This is a genomic window from Methylomonas sp. BG-2, from assembly GCF_057766305.1.
Genome location: NZ_JBYMAP010000201.1, coordinates 1 through 7,071 on the forward strand (window position 1 = coordinate 1; position 7,071 = coordinate 7,071).

5 protein-coding genes are annotated in these 7,071 nt (G+C 48.1%); 2 read left to right on the forward strand and 3 right to left on the reverse strand.

What is annotated here, in order from left to right; all coding sequences use genetic code 11:
• Positions 1–302: 302 nt before the first annotated feature.
• Genes AC3B8H_RS16355 through mblB form a run of 3 tightly spaced genes read right to left on the reverse strand, consistent with a single transcriptional unit; the run spans position 303 to position 4,337 of the window.
• Entirely contained in the window at positions 303–950 is a 648-nt protein-coding gene (locus tag AC3B8H_RS16355; protein WP_488442614.1) for a hypothetical protein, read from the reverse strand.
• A gap of 11 nt (positions 951–961) precedes the next feature.
• Complete coding sequence (gene cap2-3 / locus AC3B8H_RS16360) at positions 962–3,277, reverse strand: anti-phage 6A-MBL system cap2_3 protein (protein ID WP_488442615.1); 2,316 nt, start codon at positions 3,275–3,277, stop codon at positions 962–964.
• A complete protein-coding gene (mblB, locus tag AC3B8H_RS16365) occupies positions 3,243–4,337 on the reverse strand; it encodes an anti-phage 6A-MBL system MBL-fold protein (RefSeq protein ID WP_488442616.1) in 1,095 nt (364 codons plus the stop codon). Before mblB ends, cap2-3 begins: the two co-directional genes overlap by 35 nt.
• Before the next feature lie 268 nt (positions 4,338–4,605).
• Between mblB and AC3B8H_RS16370 the strand changes: the two genes are divergently transcribed.
• Complete coding sequence (locus AC3B8H_RS16370) at positions 4,606–5,181, forward strand: restriction endonuclease subunit S (RefSeq protein ID WP_488442617.1); 576 nt, start codon at positions 4,606–4,608, stop codon at positions 5,179–5,181.
• Positions 5,182–5,200: 19 nt separating this feature from the next.
• On the forward strand, positions 5,201–6,724 hold the full coding sequence (locus tag AC3B8H_RS16375) for a type I restriction-modification system subunit M (RefSeq protein ID WP_488442618.1): 1,524 nt from the start codon (positions 5,201–5,203) through the stop codon (positions 6,722–6,724).
• Positions 6,725–7,071 lie beyond the last annotated feature (347 nt).

A 7,071-nucleotide genomic window follows, 5' to 3' on the forward strand; every position in this document is an offset into this window, starting at 1 on the left:
CTGAAGTCGTGAGACTTGCGCAGCGAGTGGCCAGTCTGGAGGCCATTTTGGCTGATAATAAAAAAATCACGGTGTTGCCGAAGAGGAAAGAGACGTGAATGGCCGAATTAGGGCAATCTAGCTCCAATTTTCATATGTGAGAGCTCATCTACACCCACCTGAGCCGGTTGCATTCCAACTGGCCTGATCAGTTCAAAACGCTCATTGAGTTAACGTAGACACGTTCTGTGAAATCGCTGAAAAAATGCGATTAACCGCGACCGTTTGCTGAACGAGCGCCTAAGTCGGGAACAGATAATTGATTAGCATTGGCTAGTTTGAGCAGATGCCGACGCCAATACATTGCAAACAAGCTGCCCACCAGAATTCCAGGCAGCGCTCCAAAAAACCAATAGTTCCGTCAGAACAATACTCAAATAAAATGCCCAGTTGACATCAGGTTTGAAGTACAGGCCAACAATCAGAAATGCTCCTAAAAATAGATATGCCAGTGTCGTCAGATCCCTAAACATTAACCACATGCGATGGGCATGAGAAATAGCAGGGGCTTTCTCGTGATTCTTGAATATTCGATACCAAACCTTGTTTTCGATTTCTGGCGTTAAAGACCATTGATCTTGCAACTCAGGGATTTCTGCTTTTAATCGATCATAATCTACTCGCATGTCGCATTGGGCATAGATTGAAAATGCTCGGTGACCTGGCGCTGCATAGGGCCAGCGTAAATAAACCAATGCATCTTTAACCTGTCTTGGAAGCATTAGGCTCAATGCTCCGATGACTGTTGTCGATCCGGCAGCGGCAAGTCCGGAGAGTTTCCAGTTGGTCAGAAATGAAGCAACGATTCGAGTATCTATTTCGACTCCCTGTGAAAAGAAATACAACAGCCCTGAATTAATCAATACAACGGGAACGATGCTTGGCATGTTAAGCGTTTTTAACGATGGCATTCGATATTCTCCTAAGAGGTTGTGACAGGGCCAGGAACTGCTAATAGTCCTTCAGGTCGGTAAATTAAACAGACGCTTGGAACGTTGCCTCGCTCTCTCGTCAGTTCCGCCAATGTCTTTCGGTCCTTTCCGGATGCGCCGCCGCCATTCGGATGACTATGCCAAGTCCCCAAATAAGTGAGCGTATGGCTTGTAATCCTTTCGATGGTGCTGATTTGCTTTTTCAGGCCTTGAATACCAAGCACGAATTCGTCGGTTCGAAATTCGCTATCTGTAGGAGGCGGAAGCAGGCCAGTGACATAAATAGTCCGTCTCCCCCAATTGATGTGTCCAATTAGGACACCTCCGGTTTCCAGCGGTCTGTGCTGCTCGGTCTCCATGCGCATCTGATCTTTTAAGGCAACTGGAATCCTTAACTCCCATTTTGATTGGTCACCAATAGAGAGAATTACGATTTTGGTCGTGGGTTGACGCATCCAGTTCACTCCAAGACCATCTTCCGTAAGCAATCCGATCAGAAGTTCTCCGTCCTTTGGAATGACGTTGTCGAGTAACTGTGATGTGCGTTCTGCAATACCTGCCGAAAACAACGAGATTTTTGCGTCCGACATTTTCATCGAAAACGATGCGCACCCCTGGCTGGTGTTGATGCGATCGAAATTAGTGGCTTGATATAATGCGTTTCCAACCGGGCTGGAATCCAAACCTAGTTGATAAAGTTGGGCAACCAAATCGTCGACTCTGGGATTTCGTTCTTTTCCTTCAAGGCCAAAAAAACCAATCTTCCCGCGACCATATAGAGCAACTTGCAGCAGTGGTGCGCCGAAATGTTTTGGGCTAACCATGCAAAGAGCATCTTGGACAGAGCTAGAAGCCGTCGCGTCGACAATTAGCCCGCTACTTTTTGCAAATAGATCGGGCTTGTTTTGCAAAAGTGAAATGACATCTTCGAGGGAATTTTTGACTGGAGTAACGTTGTCGCCAATTTGCCTTAGCAGGTTTTCAGTTAACCAAACTTTGGGGAGCATGAATTCGGCAGCGGCAGAATTCGCCACTGCATGCCTTGCGGTGTTATGTGGCGAAAAACAATCCTTATCATAAAGCCTAAATGGGCCATGACCAGAGCGAGCGAGATGCATGGTAATTTTTGAGCCTAGACTGCCACAGCCAATCATGGCAATTTCCTTGCGGCGGTCGGCTTCATCGAAATTACGATCTGACGTTTCGGCTAGTAACTTTTGGCTCACTTTCTGAATCAGCACTAATGGGAATACCGATGTTCGAGTCGATTGCAGTCGGCGGTTTTCATCCGTAGTAAAACGAATTCCATAAGGGATGACTTCAATATCACTGTCTTCGCCGATCAGATTACAAGGGCGTTTCACGGCAAATAGGACTGTTACTTCCAGAGTTTGTCCTATCTGAGGTAGGATAATGTTTTCGGTAATCTCCTTCAGGCGGTTTTCCAATCCTAATCGACAACCATAGCTTTCGGCTCTGAGTAGCAGCTGCTCTAGGTTGTCAACATCATCCGGCTGGTAAACATCAATCGTTTTCTTGGTGCCGCCTGAAATCACGATTGCTAGCGAAAAATAGCTTCTAAACTGCGAGTGCTCATTGTTTTCTATCCTAAACTTTCGAATGGCTTCACTGATGTTGGCGTATAAGGTGTTTTCATCAATGATCCGACCCGAGTGTCCGACGATGGACTGCCAATATTCATACCTAAGATACTGACTTATCGGGTACTTCGAGTTGGCCATGCGCTCGCGAATGATAGCGATATTGGTAACAATAGTCCCATCGACGCTGTCCCTTCGAATGGGCTCCCACCCTTGACCAGAGCAATCAATCAACTCGCCGGTCGCAGCCTTGCCTAACCAATCGGCGAGTTGATTGATAATGCCGTTTATCCAGTCCGGCTCATGCAATAAGTCGTCAAGTCTGCCTTCATAAATGCAAGGTGAAACTAATTCTCCTGGTCTGCCCGGATTGATATGAGGATGGGCTCGGTTGAAGTCGGCGCGTAAAAAAAGCCTAGGAGCATGAGCGGGAAAAGAGGTTGGAAACACAATTTTCACCCACTCCGTTGCCTTGACACCTGTTGCCGATATACCTTGATCCCTTGCATCGCGAGGCAATGGAACATCCATGTTGATTTCGATTGCCCAGTTGTCCTGCTTGTCCTTGCAGGGAGTGTTTGCTACTCCGTTGACAGAAGGATGAATTGAAATTTGGTCGATCGCTGCTTTCACAGCGATTGGTAGTTCCTGCGACAGAAATCCCATGCGATCAACCATGTGGTTTTGGAGTTGCGCTAGAGGCAAGACCGGCGCCTAAGGTAACGTTGCTTGTCCGTTTGGGGCTTTTTTGGGGGCCTCCAGAGGTTAGTGCGATTTCAATAACCTCTTGGTCATTGGTGCCAGTGCAGACAAATTCACCGCTGACATTAGCCGCGATCGCCTCGTATTCCTTTTTAGCAGCCCAGCACGGTGGATCGTTATCATCATCTTTGATGGCGTTGCTGCTGGCGACGAGCGTGGCGTGACGTTCAGCTTGAGACAGCGCCGATTTTGCATCCTCGTCCACTTTAGGATTTTGTGAATCTTTCCGGCTGTCGTCCGACAAACTATGCCAAGAACAATGATGCGGCGTTAATAAAATGTCGTAACGTAAACAGTGCGGTGCATCTTGGTGTTTACGCCATAGTTCGCGCCAGATTGCGACTCCCGCGTCGCCTCCACACAAAAATAGGTTGGTTTTAGAGCCGTAGGGCCGTGCGGCAATTTTAAATTGCAAGATGACGCTTGAGTGATTCTTGGATAGTCGATCTTCGTCTTCTACATCCTTAGCCTGCAACGGGCCAAGCACATAGACTTCGACCATTGAAGTTTCCTGCTCATTAATCTTGGTGAAGGTTTTATCAACCTCAGTCAAGATCGCTTCCAGATCATCGGTTTTGCCGTCTTCATCCTTGCCGATAATGCGGATGCGATCACCAGCTTCGCCGATTTTTTTGGCTTTTTTATACAAGTTGACGCGGCGTTTCGCTTCTGTATTAAAGTCTTTTGCATCCTGACACAAGGTGTGACCAGTGCGTTTGTCTGCGCGCCGCCACACGATCGGGGACGACCAAATTTCTTGAATGATGATTTTTGCTTGTTCGCCTTCCTTGGGCGCCTTGTAGTCATCAACAGCGCCAAGGTGGAAATGTTTGGCCAAACCTCTCACATGATCTTGGTCAGGATGTGTTTGCAGGAAAACATCTATGTGGGGGCGTCTTTTCGAATCGTTTTTAAGGCGACTTCTCAGCTCGCTGGCGTCGTCAAGCTCGATCAGTGTCATATCGCCGTTGCCAACCGGGAAAAATGTAATTTTTGTACTCAAGTAGAGTCTCCTAAAAAGGATGAATAAACACTACATGTTCTAATAATTTAACAAAAATATCACAACATCTAGTGGCTAGTGTCAATATAGGGTTGTCTAATTTCATTTCCAGCCCCTCCTTAAAATAAATATATTGCATCAATGTAATTGACGCATTTGTATACTAGCACCATTTTACTGGTCGCCAAGCATATTTTTGCATCAACTTGTGTGATGCAGTAATTATGGCTAAGATATGCATCAATGCACTCAAGGTTGTAAGCAAGACATGAAGACCCTAAAACAAATCGCCACCATCCGCGCGGGCCATCCTTTTCGCGGCAAGATCGAGGAAGATCCCGATGGAAATGCGCGCGTGATTCAGATGAAAGATGTTGATGCTGTGCGAGGTGTTAACTGGGGCGGCTTGGTGGTAACCGATTTACCGGGGAAGAAACAGCCGGATTGGTTGAAGCCCGGCGATTTGCTGTTTGCGGCCAGAGGCAACCGCAACTTTGCGTTGCTATTGGAGGAAGTGCCGTTCGACACGGTGTTGTCGCCGCATTTTTTTCATCTCACCGTGAATTGCGAGGCCAAGGTTCTGCCTGGCTTCTTGGCTTGGCAGATCAATCAGGAGCCGAACCAGCAATATTTGCATAAATCGTCGCACGGCAGCCAAGTGCAGGCGATTGGACGGCAAGAATTGGAAAACATGGCGCTGGCGATACCGCCGCTTGAAAAGCAACATGCCATCGTGGCGCTGAACAAAACTTGGCAGCAACAACTGCGGGTGATGGCCGCCTTAACCGACAACATGCAGCGTACGATGACAGGCATTACTCGCCAGTTGCTGCGTGACAACTAGAAAAACAAGAGAATTCGCTATGAACGAAACCATGGATCCAATCAAACAGGACGACATCAATAAAGCCGTTTGGGCCGCTTGCGACAGCTTTCGCGGCACCGTCGATCCCAGTATTTACAAGGACTACGTCCTGACCATGCTGTTTTTGAAATACATCTCGGACGTCTGGCAGGATCACTACGACCAGTACCAAAAAGAACATGGGGACGAGCCGGAATTGATCGAAGAGCTGATGAAAAGCGAGCGCTTTGTATTGCCCAAATTTGCCAGCTTTTACAATCTTTTCGACCGCCGGCATGAACCCGGCAACGGCGAGCGCATCGACCAGGCTTTGCATGCCATCGAAGAAGCCAACATCACTAAACTGCGCGACGTATTCCAGGACATCAGCTTTAATTCCAATAAGCTGGGCGACGACAAACAGAAAAACAACATTCTGCGTCATCTGCTGGAAGACTTTAATAAATCCACCTTGGATCTGCGTCCTTCGCGGATCGGCAAGCTGGACATCATCGGCGGCGCTTACGAGTTTTTAATCAAAAATTTTGCCGCCAGTGCCGGCAAGAAAGCTGGCGAGTTTTATACCCCACCTGAAGTGTCCGACCTGATCGCCGAAATTATGGAGCCGCGCGAAGGCGACGAAATTGGTGATCCAGCCTGTGGTTCTGGCTCTTTGTTAATGAAGTGCGGTCGTAAAATTCGGGAAAACTTTAACGGCTCCAAAAAATACGCACTGTTCGGCCAGGAAGCCATTGGCTCCACCTGGGCGCTGGCCAAAATGAACATGTTTCTGCACGGCGAAGACAATCACCGCATCGAATGGGGCGACACCTTGCGCAATCCTAAATTGCTCAATCCAGACGAGACGCTTAAACATTTCGACATCGTGACCGCCAATCCGCCGTTCTCGCTGGAAAAATGGGGTTACGAAGAGGCCCAGCATGATCGATTCGGTCGGTACCGTCGCGGCTTTCCGCCCAAAACCAAGGGTGACTATGCCTTTATCCTGCACATGATCGAAACCCTCAAGCCCGGCACCGGGCGCATGGGTGTGGTCGTGCCGCACGGTGTGTTGTTCCGTGGCGCCGCCGAGGGCCAGATTCGCAAGAAACTGATTGAAGAAAACTTGTTGGATGCCGTCATTGGCCTGCCGGAAAAACTGTTTTACGGTACCGGCATTCCTGCGGCGATTTTGATTTTCAAAAAGCGCAAAATCGACGACAAGGTATTGTTCATCGACGCCAGTCGCGATTACCGTGACGGTAAAAACCAGAACTTCCTGCGCACGGAAGACATTCAGAACATCGTCACCACCTACCGCCAGCGCGTATCGGTGGATAAATACGCCTACCTGGCCAGCCTGGAAGACATTCAGGAAAACGATTTCAACCTGAATATCCCGCGCTATGTCGATACCTTCGAGGAAGAGGCGGAAATCGACTTGCTGGCGGTGCGCAAGGAACGCGAACAGTTGAAGGCGCAACTGGCCGAGCTGGAAATTGAAATGAACCACTATTTGAAAGAGTTGGGTTATGAGGTTTGATATTTCAGCAACCCGTGTGAATTTAACAAAGGTTGGTTTTACCGATGTAGCACCAAGACAAAACCATCTCGTGCTGATTCACGAGATGGGTAAAATGGCCTAAACCAATTCGTGACGCAGTGCGTCGCAAATGTCATCGAAAGTAACAGCTTATATTTTGGTCAGTCCCAATAAGGAGAAATAACCATGAAAACGATTAGTGTGGAAGTGGAAGATCGTATTTATAAAGACGTAGTCAATTTTTTACGCCTGTTGCCCGAGCAAAGTGTTCACGTCTTGGAAGACGACGGCGAGACACTTAGCCCCCAGGAGCGTGAAGCCGTATTGACTTTGCAGGCTCGGCTAAA